A 14,564-nucleotide genomic window follows, 5' to 3' on the forward strand; every position below is an offset into this window, starting at 1 on the left:
CAAGGTGCGCAACGACGAGTGCGGCGCTTTGCTGCCTCGCCCGAAGGGTTGCCCCGCAAAGCTGGCATCTGCGGCGTTGCAAATGCTCGCCGGGCCACCAGCCCGGCTGCGCTTTGCGCCTTGCACCTGCCAGCTTTGCGGGGCAACGGGCGCCATGAAAAGATCATGAACACGTTCTTACGCGGCCGGCTTGGCGATGGCGGCGTGCGGCATCACGCTCCAGACGCTGGTGGCGCTGCCGGGCAGCGCATCCTCGGCCCGGGTCTCGAGCCACAGGCGCTGGATCAGGTTCTGCGCCACCTGCATCCGGTAGTCGGCCGAGGCACGCATGTCGGACAGCGGCTTGAAGTCCTGCGCCAGCGCCAGCTTGGCGGCGTTCACGCTGGACTGGGTCCAGGGCTTGCCGACCAGCGCGGCCTCGGCCTGCGCCGCGCGCTTCACGGTGGCGGCCATGCCGCCGAAGGCCAGGCGCACGGCCTTCACCTTGTTGCCGCCGGGCTCGAGCTCGAGCGCGAAGCCCGCGCACAGCGCCGAGATGTCGCAGTCGAAGCGCTTGCTGATCTTGTAGGCGCGCACCTGGCGGCGCATCGCGGCCAGCGGCAGCCACAGGCCCTGCACGAATTCGCCGGGTTGCAGCTGGTTCTTCATGTAGTCGACGTAGAAGTCGGGCAGCGGCATGCGGCGCACCTCGGCGCCGCGGCGCAGCTCGATCTCGGCGTCGAGCGACATCAGCACCGGCGGCGAGTCGCCGATCGGCGAACCGTTGGCCACGTTGCCGCCCATGGTGCCCGCATGGCGGATCGGCGGCGAGGCGAAGCGCAGCCAGACGTCGGACAGGCTGGGCACGCGCTCGACCAGCGCCGCGAAGGCCGACTCGAGCGAGGCACCCGCGCCGATGTAGAGGTGCTCGCCGCGGACCTCGACGGTCTTGAGCTCGGGCACGTCGCCCAGGTAGATGATGTCGCCGAGGTCGCGGAACTGCTTGTTGACCCACAGGCCCACGTCGGTCGAGCCCGACAGCAATTGCGCGCGCGGCTTCTGCTCGCGCAGCGCGGCCAGCTGCTCGAGCGAGCGCGGCGCATGGAAGCGGTCGATGCGCGCGCCCAGCGGGGCCGCGTACTCGAAACCCGCGGCGCCGGCGGGCGGATTCAGCGCGGTGAGCGCGGCCACCACCGCGCGGCTGTCGAGCCGCACCGGCGGCAGGTCGAACATGCGCTGGCCCGCGTCGAGGATCGGGCGGTAGCCGGTGCAGCGGCACAGGTTGCCCGAGAGGTCGTCGGCCAGCTGCTGGCGCGAGGGCTGCGTGCCGCGCGCCTGGTGGTGCTCGTAGGCGGACCACAGCGACATCACGAAGCCCGGCGTGCAGAAGCCGCATTGCGAGCCGTGGCAGTCGACCAGCGCCTGCTGCACCGGGTGCAGGCAGTGCACGGGGTGCGGGCGCTTGTCGCCCTCCTGCAGCGCGGGGGCCGGGGCTGCCTGCGCAGCCTGGGACGACAGGCACTGGTCCTTGAGGTCCTCGACCGTGAACAGCGCCTTGCCGTTGAGCGTGGGCAGGAACTGGATGCAGGCATTGACCGTCTGCAGCCGCAGGCCGCCGACCGCGTCGGGCGCGCCGGCCTCGGCCAGTTCGCCGATCACCACGGTGCACGCACCGCAGTCGCCCTCGTTGCAACCCTCCTTGGTGCCGGTGCAGCGCGCGTCCTCGCGCAGCCAGTCGAGCACCGAGCGGGTCGGATGGACACCGCTGACGTCGACGACCTGTCCGCGATGGAAGAATCGGATGGGCTGGCTGGGGCTGTGGCTGCTGCTCTCGGTACTCATGCTGTCGTGCTCGTGGGGTGGCGCGTGGTGGCCAGGCCTGGACGTTAGCGGCTTGCGCCGCCGCACGCATACCGTGGTGCCCATATTGCGTATGCAGGGCCCGGTATGCGACGTACGGGGAAACCCTGGATTCGCGGCAATTCTCGTGCCATGGGGGCCCGGGCGCCATGGCCGCGCCGAAAAACGAGCCTTGCGCCCGCTCAACCGCCGGTGCCGTGCACCAGCCGTTCGAACACGTCCTGCGACCCCATCTGCCCGCCCTTGAGCATGATCTCGACCCCGTCGAGCCCCGGCGCCTCGCTGTGCAGCCGGCACAGCGCGGTGCCGGGCGCGAGTTGCGCGAGGTAGGACAGCCCCCAGGCGTCGAGCGCGCCCACGGCGAGGCTGGAGGTGTCGCCGCCGGCCACGCCCACGCGCGACAGCGGCACGGCCGCGAGCACGCGCGCCAGCAGTTCGCCGCCGGCCTCGGCCAGCGCGCGCGCGGGCACGCGGGTGTGGCCGGCGCGCGCGGCCTCGGTGGCGGTGCAGGCCAGCACATGGGCGCCGGTCGAGAGCCGGTCGGCCAACTCGCGCGCGGACTGCGCCAGGTGATCGGAATGGGGGTCGACCAGCCGCGCCGCGTCGAGCCAGACGACCTCGAAGGACCGCGCGGCCGCCACCTGCCGTGCCGTGACCGGCGAGAGGCTGCCGGCCAGCACGAACACCGGGCCGCGCGCGGGCGCCACGGCGGCCGGCGCCGCGGGCGCCTGCGCCAGCCGCGGCGCGAAGGCCTGCACCACGCTGCTCGGGCCGACGGCCAAAAGCGGCGCTTCGGCGGTGGCGAGCGGCCACAGCGCCGCGCCGATGGCCTCGAGGTCCTCGGGCCGCGCGACGTCGAACAGCACGGCCTCGGGCCGCTGGTCCAGCACGGCGGCCAGCGCCTCGCCCGTCGCGGCATGGCGCGGATACGGCAGCAGCGCGGTCTCGCCCAGGCCCTGCGCCTGAAGGTGCAGCCGCAGGTCCGATTCGCGCATCGGCGTGACCGGATGGCGGCTCATGGTCGGATGGCGGTCGATGCGGTGCACCGTGCCGCCGCTGCCGGCCGCGGCGAACAGGTGGCCGAACAGGCAGTAGCGCTCGAGGTTCGGCTGGCCGCCGACGATCGCGGTCCAGGGCTGGCCCGCGGCGGGGCGCAGCGCCTCGATGGCGACGGCGATGTTGCCGACACCGGGCGCGCTGTCGAAGGTGGAGCAGGTCTTGTAGTGCAGCACGCGCGCGCCGAGTCCGGCCATCAGCCGCGCGACCGGCGCGAGCTCGGCACGCATCGCGTCCGGCGCCATCGAGCGCGCCGCGCCCGCGATGCCGAGGCAGTCGAGCGGGCCGGCGCGCGCGAGCAGCGCCTCGTCGGGCACGCGCAGGAACAGCAAGGTGCGCAGCCCGGCACGCGCCGCGGTGGCGAGCGTGTCGGTGGCGCCGGTGAAGTCGTCGCCGTAGTAGGCGAGCGGCACGGGCGTGCTCGCTGCCACGCTCATTTGGCGCCGAAGAAGGCCAGCGCCTGCGCCAGCTCCGGCGCCTCGCGCGCGGCCTCGGCCACCGGCACGCCCGCGCGCGCCGCGGCCCAGGCCTGGCGAATGCTCGCCACGCCCGCGGCCGCGCCGCCCGGATGGGCCAGGATGCCGCCGCCCGACATGAACAGCAGGTCGTCGCTGCCGACCGCGGCCCAGGTCGGCGCCACGGTGCCGGCCCACTGGCCCGAGGAGAAGGCGGGCATCACGCGATCATCGAAAGCCCCCTCGCCCGCCACCAGCGGCGCCAGGCAATCGCGCGCCGACTCGATCACTTCCTCGTCGGGCTGCGAGAACTTGCCCTGCAGCCCGTGCACGTGCATGTGGTCGACGCCGGCCAGCCGCCACAACGCCTGGTAGGCCTGGAACGAGATGCCCAGCAGCGGATGGCGCGACAGCGCGCCGTAGCCGTTGCGGTGGCCGTGCAGTGCCAGCGGCGTGTGGCGCCGCAGCGTCTGGATGCCCGAATGGCCGCACCAGTTGAGGCTGGCCATCACGCAGCTGCCGCCCTCGCGCTCGACCAGGTCGGCATGGCGCTTCATGGCGTCGGTCTCGTCGGTGATGTTGAAGGCCACCATCACCTGCTTGCCGGTGCGCTGCGCATGGTCGCGCACCACCGCCATCACGGCCGGCACGCGCTCGGCCAGCGGTGCATGCAGCGGATCGGCCGAGACCTCGTCGTCCTTGATGAAGTCCACGCCGGCGGCGCACAGCCGCGCCACCAGCTCGGCGGTCTGCGCGGCCGAGAAGCCGACGTTGGGCTTGATGATGGTGCCCACCAGCGCGCCCGTTTCCACGCCGGTGGCGCGGCGGGTGCCGGCCACGCCGTGGCTCGGCCGCTCGAACTGCGCGCGGTAGGCCGCGGGCAGCTGCAGCGATTCGAGCCGCAGCCCCGTGACCTCGCCGAGGTCGTAGAGGTTGCCCGCGACCGTGGCCGCCAGCGTCGGCAGGTTGGCGCCGATGTTGGCGACGGGAAAGGAGATGTCGACCAGCGCGCGCCGCCACGGCCCGCGCCGGCCCTGGCGCTCGAGCAGCGCATTGGGCAGGCTGGGCGCCGCGGCCGGCTCGAGTTCGGCGATGGCCTCGACGGTGGCGCGCGCCCGCGCGCGCAGGTCGTCGGTCTCGCCCTCGACGCGCGTGAAGGTGCCGCACGACTGCTCGCCCGCCATCACCTCGGCCACCGCGGCCGGCTCGAGCGGCGTCTCGATGCGGTAGCGCGCGCGGATGCGCTGTTCTGCCTGCGCCATCGTCATCAGAGCTTCGACAGGTCGGGGAAGGGCCGCACCGGCTCGCTGCCGTCCCAGCCTTCGGAGGCCGCGCGGATCAGGTCGAACATCTTTCCCTTCGGCCCGGCCACTTCCGACAGCTCGATCACGGTGCCCGGGTGGTATTCGGTGTCGAAGTAGATGAAGCGGCCGCGCTCGCCCACCTCGCCGCTCATCACCGGCTTGAAGCCCTGCGCCGTGAGGCGCGCGAGGTCGGCGTCGTAGTCGGCGGTCCAGTAGGCCACGTGCTGCAGGCCGGTGCGGCCCGCGCGCAGGAAGTCGCGGTACATCGAGGGCACGTCGTTGCGGGTCTGGATCAGCTCGACCTGCACATAGCCCGAGTTGGCCAGCGCCACCGAGTTGTGCGGCTCGTGCGCCTCGCCGTTGTAGCGGTAGTTGCGGATCGGCACCTTGGGGTTGTAGAACCAGGGACCGACGCCGAGCTCGCGGCTCCAGTAGTCCATGGCGGCCTCGATGTCGGGCACCACGTAGCCCAGTTGGCGGATCTCGCCGAGGAATCGACTCATTTTCTTGCGCGCTCCGTTGTGCGTGTTGTTGTCAGACTTTGAGAAAACCGGTGGAGAACCACGGGATCGCGGCGACCAGCACCAGCCCCGCGAGCAGCGCGGCCATGTAGCCCCAGATGTGGCGGATGCCCTCGTCGGGATCGACCTTGCTGACGGCGCAGGCGCCGTAGTAGCCGACGCCGAAGGGCGGCGCGAACAGGCCGATGCCCATCGCGAAGATCACGACCATGGCGTAGTGCACCTCGTGCACGCCGGCCGCCTTGGCGATCGGGAACAGGAGCGGGCCGAACAGCACGATGGCCGGAATGCCCTCGAGCACGCTGCCCAGCACGATGAAGGCCACGATCGAGACCGCGAGGAAGCCATAGGCGCCGCCCGGTATGCCGGCCATGAGCTTCGCGAGGTCCTGCGAGAAGCCCGACTGCGTGAGTCCCCAGGCCATGGCGGTGGCGCAGCCGACGATGAAGATGATCGCGCCCGAGAGCGACGCGGTCTCGACCAGCATCGGGCGCAGCCGGCGCCAGTCGAACTGGCGGTAGATCAAGAGGCCGACCAGCGCCGAATAGACGATGCCGATGGTCGAGACCTCGGTGGCCGTGGCCACGCCCTCGACCACCGCGGCGCGGATCACGAAGGGCAGCAGCACCGCGGGCAGCGCGACCCCCAGCAGCTTGCCGATCTCGCGCGCGCCGTGGCGCTTCACCTGGCTCAGGTCCTCGCGGCGGTAGCGCCACCAGACCACCACGCAGAGCATGGCGCCGAGCACCACCGCGGGCATCAGGCCGCCGGTGAACAGCGCCGCGATCGAGATGCCGGTGACCGAGCCGATGGTGATCAGCACGATCGAAGGCGGGATGGTCTCCGTCTGCGCGCCCGTGGCCGACAGCAGCGCCACCAGGTCGCCGGGCTTGGCGCCGCGCTTGGTCATCTCGGGGAACAGCACCGGCGCGATGGCCGCCATGTCGGCGATCTTCGAGCCCGAGATGCCCGAGATCAGGTACATGGCGCCGATCAGCACGTACGACAGGCCGCCGCGCACATGGCCCAGCAGGCTTGCCAGGAACTGGATCATGGCGCGCGCCATGCCGGTCATCTCGATCAGCGCGCCGAGGAAGATGAACAGCGGCACCGCCAGCAGGATCAGGTGCGACATGCCCTCGTCGAGCCGCCCCACCATCACCAGCATCGGCGTGCGCGTGGTCAGCGCCAGGTAGCCGAAGGTGGCGAGCGCGAACGAGAACGCGATCGGCACGCCGGCGAACACGGTGAAGGCCACCACGCCGACGAAGAAGATCAGCAGGTTGAGCTTGCCCAGCGGCGCCAGCACCGGCCCCGCGAGCCAGAAGGCGGCCACCAGCGCCACGGTGCCGAGCGCGGCCACGGCGATCTGCCGCACGGTGCACACGCGCAGCAGGCGCAGCAGCGCCACCACCCCCATCAGCGCGATGCCCGCGGGGATGGCCGAGGCGCGCCAGGCATTGCTGATCTCGAGCGCGGGCGTGACGACGAAGGACTCCTCGTGCGCGTAGTCGATGGCCGGCCAGGCCACCAGCGCCAGGAAGGCCACCGAGGCCGTGATGGCGAAGGTGTCGAACAGCGCGCGCGTGTCGGGCCGCAGCCGCGCCACGAAGGCGGTCATGCGCATGTGCTCGCCGCGGCGCAGCGCCACCACGGCGCCGAGCATCGACAGCCACAGGAACAGGATCGAGGCCAGCTCGTCGGACCACACCAGCGGCGCATGGAAGGCATAGCGCGCCGTGACGCCCGCGAACAGCACCACGATCTCGGCCAGCACCAGCAGCGCGGCCAGCGATTCCACCGTGCCGCCGAGCCAGCGGTCGAGGCGGCCGGCCAGCGGCGCCAGCGCGTTCGGATGGGCCGCGGCGGCGCCACCGGGGGCGAGCGCGTCGGCGGGAAGCACGTGCGAGGACATGGGTGACGCTCAGGCCAGCTTGCCCACGGCCTCTTCGAGCAGCGCCCAGGCCTCGGGGCCGAAGCGGCCCTTCCACTCGCCGTAGAAGCCCGAGTCGCGCAGCTTGGCGCGGAAGCTGTCGGCCGCCGGGCGGTTGATGGTCAGGCCCTTGGCCTGCAGGTCGCCCACCACCGACTCGTTGAGCTTGCGGATGTCCTCGCGCTGCTGCAGGCCGGCCTCGTTGATGGCGCGCGCGACGACGGTCTTGAGGTCGGCGGGCAGCGCGTCCCAGGCGCGGCCGTTGGCGATGAACCAGTAGCCGTCCCAGATGTGGTTGGTGAGCGAGCAGAACTTCTGCACCTCGAACAGCTTGGCGACCTGGATGATCGGCAGCGGGTTCTCCTGCGCGTCGACGATCTTCGTCTGCAGCGCCGAGTAGACCTCGCTGAACTGCAGGCTCGCGGGCGCGGCGCCCAGGCCCTTGAACATCGAGATCGACAGCGGGCTCACAGGCACGCGGATCTTCAGGCCGTCCATGTCCTTGGCGGTGGCGACCGCGGCCTTGCTGCTCGTGGTCTGGCGAAAGCCGTTGTCCCACATCTTCTCGAACGCATAGAGGCGCGACTTGGCGATCGCGCCGCGCACGTGGGCGCCGAGCTTGCCGTCCATCGCGGCCCAGACCTGCTTGTAGTCGGCGAAGGCGAAGCCCACCGCATTGATCGCGGCCACCGGCACCAGGGTGGCGATCACCAGCGCCGAGGGCGTGAAGAACTCGATGCCGCCCGAGCGCACCTGGGCCAGCATGTCGGTGTCGCCGCCGAGCTGGTTGTTCGGGAAGATCTTGATCTCGACCCGGCCGTTGGTTTCCTTGGCGATGCGGTCGGCCGCCTCCTGCGCGCGAATGTTCAGCGGATGGCTCAGCGGCAGGTTGTTGCCGTACTTGTACGAGAACTCCGCCGCGCGGGCCGTGCGCGGCAGGGCCGAGAACACGCCGGCGGCCGGAACGGCCGCGATGGCGGGAAGGGCGGACAGGGTGCGAATCGCGCTGCGGCGGGTGACCGGTGCCATGCTGTGTCTCCGTTGTTTGGATGATGCGAATTGATGCATCATTGATTGAATTTCCTCGAAGATATAGGCCTCACCCTGTACCGTCAAACTACGGCTTGATGGTTTTTGATGTATGCGGGTTAACCCTTCAAACAAATCCTCCGAGCCGGCCGATGGCACCGCGGCACGCGCCACCGTGGCCGACATCGCGCGCACCGCGCAGGTCTCGACCGCCACCGTCGACCGCGTGCTCAACAAGCGCCCCGGCGTGCGCGACGCCACCGTGCAGCGCGTGCTCAAGGCCGCCGCCGAGCTCGGCTACCTGCCCGAGCGCGACCTCTACGCGGCACTGGCGCCGCGGCCGCTTCGGCTGGTGTTCCTCTTGCCCAGCGGCACCAACCGCTTCATCCGCATGCTCGGCGACATGGTCGGCTACGCGCAGGAGCACTGGGCGCCGTTCAACGTGGTGTGCCGCACCGAGCTCACCGAGAGCTTCAACCCCGAGGCGCTGGCCGCCGCGCTGCTGCGCCTGGGCGGGCGCTGCGACGGCATCGCGATGATGGCGCTCGAGCATCCGGCCGTGCGCGAGGCCGTGGCCGCGCTGGCCGCGCGCGGCGTGCCGGTGGTGACGCTGATCTCGGACCTCGCGAACTCGCAGCGCGCGGCCTACATCGGGCTGGACAACCGCGCCGCCGGCCGCACCGCGGGCTACCTCATCGGCCGCTTCATCGGAGCGCGCGCCGCCAAGGTCGCGCTCATCGCCGGCAGCCTGCGCTACAGCGCGCACCAGGAGCGCGAGGCCGGCTTCCTGCAGGTGATCGACGAGATGTTCGAGCCGCTGCAGGTGGTGGGCCTGCGCGAGGGCCAGGACGATGCCGACAAGAACTACCGCCAGACCCGCGCGCTGCTCGAGCAGCATCCCGAGCTCGCGGGCATCTACAACATCGGCGGCGCCTCCGACGGCGTGGCGCGCGCGCTCAAGGAAGCGCAGCGCGACCAGAAGGTGGCCTTCATCGGCCACGGCCTCACGCCCGACACGCGCGCGCTGCTGATCGACGGCAGCATGGACGCGGTGATCACGCAGAGCCCGCATGCGACCTTGATGAGCTGCGTGCGCATCTTCACCAACCTGCGCGAGGGGCGTGACGTGCTCAGCGGGGTGGAGACGACGCGCAGCGTGGTGATCTTTCGCGAGAACCTGCCCTGAGCCTCAGCGCTCGGCGCGGCCCGCGCGCTCGGCGAACAGCTCCGCGATCACCTGCCGCAGCCAGCGGTTCGCGGGGTCGGCCTCGAAGCGCTTGCTCCAGTGCAGCGACACCGTGAAGTCGCGCAGCGGAAACGCCGGCTCGACGATCGCGTAGCCGCCCTCCTGCGCGAAGCCGCGCGCGATGTTGCGCGGCATCACCACCGCGAGGTCGGTGGCGCGCACGATCGCCGGCAGCACCATGAAGTGCTCGGTGGTCAGGCGAACGCGGTCCTCGAGGTTCAGCAGCTGCAGGATGCGCAGGGTCTCGGCATGGGTGCGCACCGCCACGTACTCGAGCGTCTGCAGCGCCTCGATCAGCGCCTGGCTGGTGCGCCGGCCGCGCGCGAACGGATGGCCCTTGCGCAGCAGCACGATGTAGCGGTCCTTGAGCAGGTACAGGCGCTGCGTGTCGCGCACCTTGGGCAGGAAGCCGAAGGCGAAGTCGACGCGGCCGCTGTCGAGCGCGGGCGCGATCTCGCCGGGCGCGAGCGGCAGCGTCTCCACGCGCACGCCGGGCGCGAGCTCGCCGAGCCGTGCCATCAGCGCGGGCAGGAAGCGGCCCTCGCCGATGTCGCTCATGTGGATGCGGAACACCTTGCGCGAAGCCTTCGGCTCGAAACGCGCGGGCTCGTGCAGCGCCTCCTCGAGCAGCGCGAGCGCGGCCTGCACGGCGGCCGCGAGGCGCTCGGCGCGCGGCGTGGGCGCCACGCCGCCGGGGGCGCGCGTGAACAGCGCGTCCTTCAGCAGCAGCCGCAGCCGGCCCAGGCCATGGCTGGCCGCGGGCTGGGTCAGCCCCAGCGACTCGGCGGCACGGCTCACGCTGCGCGCGCGGTAGACGGCATCGAAGAGACGCAGCAGGTTGAGGTCTATGGTTTCAATATGCATGCCGTTCATATCGCTTAGCTCGCTTATTTTATTGAAGCCGGGCCGCAAGCTCCGCACACTGGCGCCCGGCGTGAATTCGCCGCCCCCGACGAAAGCGCCACCACAACGAGAAGGAGACACGACATGGCCAGACTGCGTCCGCATTCGATGTCAGCGGTGCTCGCGACCCTTGCAACCTCCCTGCTCCTCGCGGCCGGCGCCGCCTGGGCCCAGCAGCCGCCCACCGAGGAGCCCGGCTGGGCCAAGGGCCGGCCGAAGAACGACGCGGCCACGCGGCTGGCGCCCGTGCCTTCGTTTCCCATCCCCACCGCGGCCGACCAGCTGCCCACCGCCAGGTTCAAGCTGCCGCCGGGCTTCAAGGTCGAGACCTGGGCCTCGGGCGTGCTCGATGCGCGCTCGCTGCGCCAGGGCGCCAAGGGCACGGTGTTCGTGAGCACGCTGTTCGTCGGCAACAAGGTCTATGCCATTGCCGAGAAGGGCGACCGCAAGCCGAAGACCATCGTCGACAAGACCGAGTTCGCCACCGGCATCGAATTCCACAAGGGCGCGCTCTACCTCGCCACGCACAAGCAGATCCAGCGCTACGACGGCATCGAGGACAAGCTCGACAACCCGGGCCAGCCGGCGGTGATCTACGACAAGCTGCCCGGCGGCCAGGACCACAGCTGGCGCTACCTGCGCATCCGCGACGAGAAGCTCTACTACGCGGTCGGCGCGCCCTGCAACCTCTGCGAGCCCGACGACGCGCATGCGCGCATCTTCCGCATGAACCTAGACGGCAGCGGCATCGAGACCATCGCGCGCGGCGTGCGCAACACGGTGGGCTTCGACTTCGATCCGAAGACCGGCAACCTCTGGTTCACCGACAACGGGCGCGACTGGCTCTCCGAGGACCTGCCCAACGACGAGCTCAACGTGGTGACCAAGGCCGACCAGCACTTCGGCTATCCGTACTGCCACCAGGGCAACATCCTCGATTCGGAATTCGGCTGGGGCAAGAGCTGCGCCGACTACGTCAAGCCCGCCGCGCTGCTGGGCCCGCACGCCGCGGCGCTGGGCATGACCTTCTATCAGGGAAAGATGTTCCCGGCGAAATACCGCGGCGCGATGTTCATCGCACGCCACGGCCCCTGGAACCGCACCACCCGGTACGCCGACATCGCGGTGGCCTGGCCCGACGGCAAGGGCGGCGCGAAGGTCGAGCCCTTCATGACCGGCTTCGTCGAGAACAACACCTACCTGGGCCGGCCGGTGGACTTCCTGGTGCTCAAGGACGGCTCGATGCTGGTGAGCGACGACCACGCGGGTGCGATCTACCGCATCAGCTACGGCGGCAAGTGAGGCGCGCCGGATGACGAGGCACACGGCGATGGCGGCGATGGCGGCGACGGTGGCGATGCTGTGGGCACTGGCCCTGCCCGCGTTCGCGCAGGCGACCAAGGGCGCGCAGCCCAAGGCCGCGCCGGCGGCGGCATCGGGCGCCAAGGTCTATGCCGAGCGCTACGCCGCGCTGTGCGCCGCCTGCCATGGCGCCGACGGCCGCAGCGAGATGCAGGGCGTGCCCTCGCTCGCGGGCCAGCATTCGTTCTACGCGATCACGCAGCTGTTCCTGTTCCGCGAGGGCCGGCGCGCCAACGAGGCCATGACCGCGGTCGCCAAGACGATGAAGGACGAGGACCTGCGCGGCTTCTCCGACTTCATCGCGACGCTGCCCGCGCTGGCGCCGGCCGCCGCCTCTGCCCCGCCCGACGCGGCACGCATGGCGCGCGGCCAGGCGCTCGCGCAGGAGAACCGCTGCGTGATCTGCCACGGCGCCGACCTGAGCGGCGGCCAGCAGGTGCCTCGCATCGCGCACCAGCGCGAGGAGTACCTCGCGCTCACGCTGCAGGAGTTCCGCAGCGGCAAGCGCCCGGGCTACACACAGGCGATGGGCGAGGCCGTGGGCCGCATGGCGCCAGAAGACCTCGACACCCTCGCTTACTACGTGGCGCGTTTTCCCACCGCACCGCCCAGGCCCGGCGGCAAATAGCGCCGCCTCCAGCAAAAAACAACGCCGGCCCGCACCCGGCGCGGGGACGCCTGCGTCCGCCCATGCCTTCATCCACTCACGCATCAACCCATCGGAGCGAATTCTTTTGGAAGTCTCATTCAGCAAGGAAGTCGAGGCGCTGCGCCTCGGCGAGGGCGACACCTTCCACGGCGAGGGCATCCTCGCGATCACCAAGGGCCTGCTGCAGTCGGGCGTGGCCTATGTCGGCGGCTACCAGGGCGCGCCGGTCTCGCATCTGCTCGACGTGATGGTGCAGGCCAAGGGCTACATGGACGAGCTCGGCGTGCACGTGGAGGCCTGCTCGAACGAGGCCTCGGCCGCGGCCATGCTCGGTGCCTCGATCCACTATCCGCTGCGCGGCGCCGTGACCTGGAAGTCCATCGTCGGCACCAACGTGGCGGCCGATGCGCTGTCGAACCTGTCCTCGCCCGGCGTGACCGGCGGCGTGCTGATCGTGGTCGGCGAGGACTACGGCGAAGGCGCCAGCGTGATCCAGGAGCGCACCCATGCCTATGCGCTCAAGTCGAGCATGTGCCTGCTCGACCCGCGGCCCGACCTGGCCGTGATGGTGCGCATGGTCGAGCAGGGATTCCAGCTCTCGGAGAGCTCGAACATGCCCTGCCTGATGGAACTGCGCATCCGCACCTGCCACGTGCGCGGCAGCTTCGCGTGCAAGGACAACCGCGCGCCCGCCGTGTCGACGCGCGCGCTCATGACCGACCCCGCGGGCTTCGACTACATGCGGCTCGCCCATCCGCCCGTGACCTTCCGCCACGAGAAGCTCAAGGGCGACGAGCGCATTCCGGCCGCGCGCCGCCACATCGTGGCCCAGGGGCTCAACGAGCTGATGCCGGGCGGGCGCCATGCCGAGCTCGGCATCGTGGTGCAGGGCGGCCTGTACAACGCGCTGATCCGCGGCCTGCAGCAGCAGGGGCTGGCCGATGCCTTCGGCGAGAGCGAGATCCCGATCCTGGTGCTCAACGTCACCTATCCGCTGGTGCCCGAGCAGCTGGCCGACTTCTGCCTCGGCAAACGCGCGGTGCTGGTGGTGGAGGAAGGCCAGCCCGAGTACATCGAGCAGGACATCGCGACCCTGCTGCGCCGGCGCGACATCCAGACGCCGCTGCACGGCAAGGACCTGCTGCCCTCGGCCGGCGAGTACGGCGTGGAGGTGCTCTCGGGCGGGCTCGCCGCCTTCGTCGCGAAGTACGTCGGCGAGGGCGAGACGGCCGCATCGGCGCTGTCGGCCCAGGCCTGGTTGGCCGGCAACCGCGAGCGCCGCGAGGCGGTGGCGCGCCGGCTCGACGTGCCGCTGCCGAACCGGCCGCCGAGCTTCTGCGTGGGCTGTCCCGAGCGGCCGGTGTTCTCGGCCCTCAAGCTCGCGCAGCAGACCACGGGGCCGGTGCACATCGCGGCCGACATCGGCTGCCATGCCTTCGGCACCTTCGAGCCGTTCTCGATGGGCCACTCGATCCTCGGCTACGGCATGAGCCTCGCGAGCCGCGCAGGCGTGTCGCCGATGATGAACCGGCGCACGCTGTCGATCATGGGCGACGGCGGCTTCTGGCACAACGGCCTGTTGACCGGCGTGCAGAGCGCGCTGTTCAACGGCGACGACGCGGTGCTGCTGATCTTCAAGAACGGCTACACCTCGGCCACCGGCACGCAGGACATCATCTCCACGCCCGACGACGAGGTGAAGGAGCGCGCCGTCGACAAGCAGCAGAGCCTGGTCGACAAGAACCAGACCATCGAATCGACCTTGAAGGGCCTGGGCGTGCAATGGATGCGCACCGTGACCACCTACGACGTGGAGCGCATGCGCCGAACCCTGACCGAGGCGCTGACCAGCGACTTCGACGGCCTCAAGGTGGTGATCGCCGAGGGCGAATGCCAGCTCGAGCGGCAGCGCCGCATCAAGCCCTGGATCGCGGGCCTGCTGCAGCGCGGCGAGCGCGTGGTGCGCGTGAAGTACGGCGTGGACGAGGACGTGTGCAACGGCGACCATGCCTGCATCCGGCTTTCGGGCTGCCCCACGCTCACGCTGAAGGACAACCCCGATCCGCTCAAGCTCGACCCGGTGGCGACCGTGATCGACGGCTGCGTGGGCTGCGGCCTGTGCGGCGCCAACGCGCACGCGGCCACGCTGTGCCCGAGCTTCTACCGCGCCGAGGTGGTGCAGAACCCGAAGTGGCACGAGCGGCTGCTGCATGGCCTGCGCGGCGCGGTGGTGCGCGCGCTGCGCCCGGCCTGAGGAGACGCAAACA

11 protein-coding genes are annotated in these 14,564 nt (G+C 70.8%); 4 read left to right on the top strand and 7 right to left on the bottom strand.

Annotated features, from left to right (window positions below; translation table 11 throughout):
* Positions 1 to 177 precede the first annotated feature (177 nt).
* From xdhA to INQ48_23915, 6 genes are all read right to left on the bottom strand, one after another.
* Positions 178 to 1,821 (bottom strand): xanthine dehydrogenase small subunit, encoded by a 1,644-nt coding sequence (xdhA, locus tag INQ48_23890; protein ID QRF56370.1) that lies wholly within the window; start codon positions 1,819 to 1,821, stop codon positions 178 to 180.
* A gap of 200 nt (positions 1,822 to 2,021) precedes the next feature.
* A complete protein-coding gene (locus INQ48_23895; GenBank protein ID QRF56371.1) occupies positions 2,022 to 3,332 on the bottom strand; it encodes a four-carbon acid sugar kinase family protein in 1,311 nt (436 codons plus the stop codon).
* The gene (locus INQ48_23900) at positions 3,329 to 4,618 is read right to left on the bottom strand and encodes a ribulose-bisphosphate carboxylase large subunit family protein (GenBank protein ID QRF56372.1); all 1,290 of its coding nucleotides are present in this window, start codon (positions 4,616 to 4,618) and stop codon (positions 3,329 to 3,331) included. The genes INQ48_23895 and INQ48_23900 overlap by 4 nt, the downstream gene beginning before the upstream one ends.
* Positions 4,618 to 5,157 (bottom strand): VOC family protein, encoded by a 540-nt coding sequence (locus tag INQ48_23905; GenBank protein ID QRF56373.1) that lies wholly within the window; start codon positions 5,155 to 5,157, stop codon positions 4,618 to 4,620. Before INQ48_23905 ends, INQ48_23900 begins: the two co-directional genes overlap by 1 nt.
* Before the next feature lie 31 nt (positions 5,158 to 5,188).
* Positions 5,189 to 7,090 (bottom strand): TRAP transporter large permease subunit, encoded by a 1,902-nt coding sequence (locus tag INQ48_23910; GenBank protein QRF56374.1) that lies wholly within the window; start codon positions 7,088 to 7,090, stop codon positions 5,189 to 5,191.
* 9 nt (positions 7,091 to 7,099) lie between these two features.
* Positions 7,100 to 8,137 carry a TRAP transporter substrate-binding protein gene (locus INQ48_23915; GenBank protein ID QRF56375.1) on the bottom strand — a complete coding sequence of 346 codons (1,038 nt, stop codon included), beginning with the start codon at positions 8,135 to 8,137 and terminating at the stop codon, positions 7,100 to 7,102.
* A 112-nt stretch (positions 8,138 to 8,249) separates the two neighbouring features.
* On the opposite strand from INQ48_23915, the gene INQ48_23920 reads away from it, so the two are divergent.
* Positions 8,250 to 9,323, top strand: coding sequence for a LacI family DNA-binding transcriptional regulator (locus INQ48_23920; protein QRF56376.1), 1,074 nt, complete (start codon positions 8,250 to 8,252; stop codon positions 9,321 to 9,323).
* Between the two features lie 3 nt (positions 9,324 to 9,326).
* Here INQ48_23920 and INQ48_23925 read toward each other — a convergent pair whose 3' ends face one another.
* Entirely contained in the window at positions 9,327 to 10,256 is a 930-nt protein-coding gene (locus tag INQ48_23925; protein ID QRF56377.1) for a LysR family transcriptional regulator, read from the bottom strand.
* A gap of 114 nt (positions 10,257 to 10,370) precedes the next feature.
* On the opposite strand from INQ48_23925, the gene INQ48_23930 reads away from it, so the two are divergent.
* The 3 genes from INQ48_23930 (at position 10,371) to INQ48_23940 (ending at position 14,551) form a co-directional block, all read left to right on the top strand.
* A complete protein-coding gene (locus tag INQ48_23930; protein ID QRF56378.1) occupies positions 10,371 to 11,588 on the top strand; it encodes a PQQ-dependent sugar dehydrogenase in 1,218 nt (405 codons plus the stop codon).
* A gap of 10 nt (positions 11,589 to 11,598) precedes the next feature.
* Entirely contained in the window at positions 11,599 to 12,276 is a 678-nt protein-coding gene (locus INQ48_23935) for a c-type cytochrome (GenBank protein ID QRF56379.1), read from the top strand.
* Between the two features lie 106 nt (positions 12,277 to 12,382).
* On the top strand, positions 12,383 to 14,551 hold the full coding sequence (locus INQ48_23940) for an indolepyruvate ferredoxin oxidoreductase subunit alpha (protein ID QRF56380.1): 2,169 nt from the start codon (positions 12,383 to 12,385) through the stop codon (positions 14,549 to 14,551).
* Positions 14,552 to 14,564: the final 13 nt, after the last annotated feature.

The organism is Variovorax paradoxus, from assembly GCA_016806145.1.
Taxonomy (GTDB): Bacteria; Pseudomonadota; Gammaproteobacteria; order Burkholderiales; family Burkholderiaceae_C; genus Variovorax.

What these genes read in the sequence shown, in the direction of transcription:
- xdhA (QRF56370.1), bottom strand. Translation starts at nt 1,821, where the DNA reads ATGAGTACCGAGAGCAGCAGCCACAGCCCCAGCCAGCCCATCCGATTC.
- INQ48_23925 (QRF56377.1), bottom strand. Translation starts at nt 10,256, where the DNA reads ATGAACGGCATGCATATTGAAACCATAGACCTCAACCTGCTGCGTCTC.
- INQ48_23915 (QRF56375.1), bottom strand. Translation starts at nt 8,137, where the DNA reads ATGGCACCGGTCACCCGCCGCAGCGCGATTCGCACCCTGTCCGCCCTT.
- INQ48_23895 (QRF56371.1), bottom strand. Translation starts at nt 3,332, where the DNA reads ATGAGCGTGGCAGCGAGCACGCCCGTGCCGCTCGCCTACTACGGCGAC.
- INQ48_23935 (QRF56379.1), top strand. Translation starts at nt 11,599, where the DNA reads ATGACGAGGCACACGGCGATGGCGGCGATGGCGGCGACGGTGGCGATG.
- INQ48_23920 (QRF56376.1), top strand. Translation starts at nt 8,250, where the DNA reads ATGCGGGTTAACCCTTCAAACAAATCCTCCGAGCCGGCCGATGGCACC.
- INQ48_23910 (QRF56374.1), bottom strand. Translation starts at nt 7,090, where the DNA reads ATGTCCTCGCACGTGCTTCCCGCCGACGCGCTCGCCCCCGGTGGCGCC.
- INQ48_23930 (QRF56378.1), top strand. Translation starts at nt 10,371, where the DNA reads ATGGCCAGACTGCGTCCGCATTCGATGTCAGCGGTGCTCGCGACCCTT.
- INQ48_23900 (QRF56372.1), bottom strand. Translation starts at nt 4,618, where the DNA reads ATGACGATGGCGCAGGCAGAACAGCGCATCCGCGCGCGCTACCGCATC.
- INQ48_23905 (QRF56373.1), bottom strand. Translation starts at nt 5,157, where the DNA reads ATGAGTCGATTCCTCGGCGAGATCCGCCAACTGGGCTACGTGGTGCCC.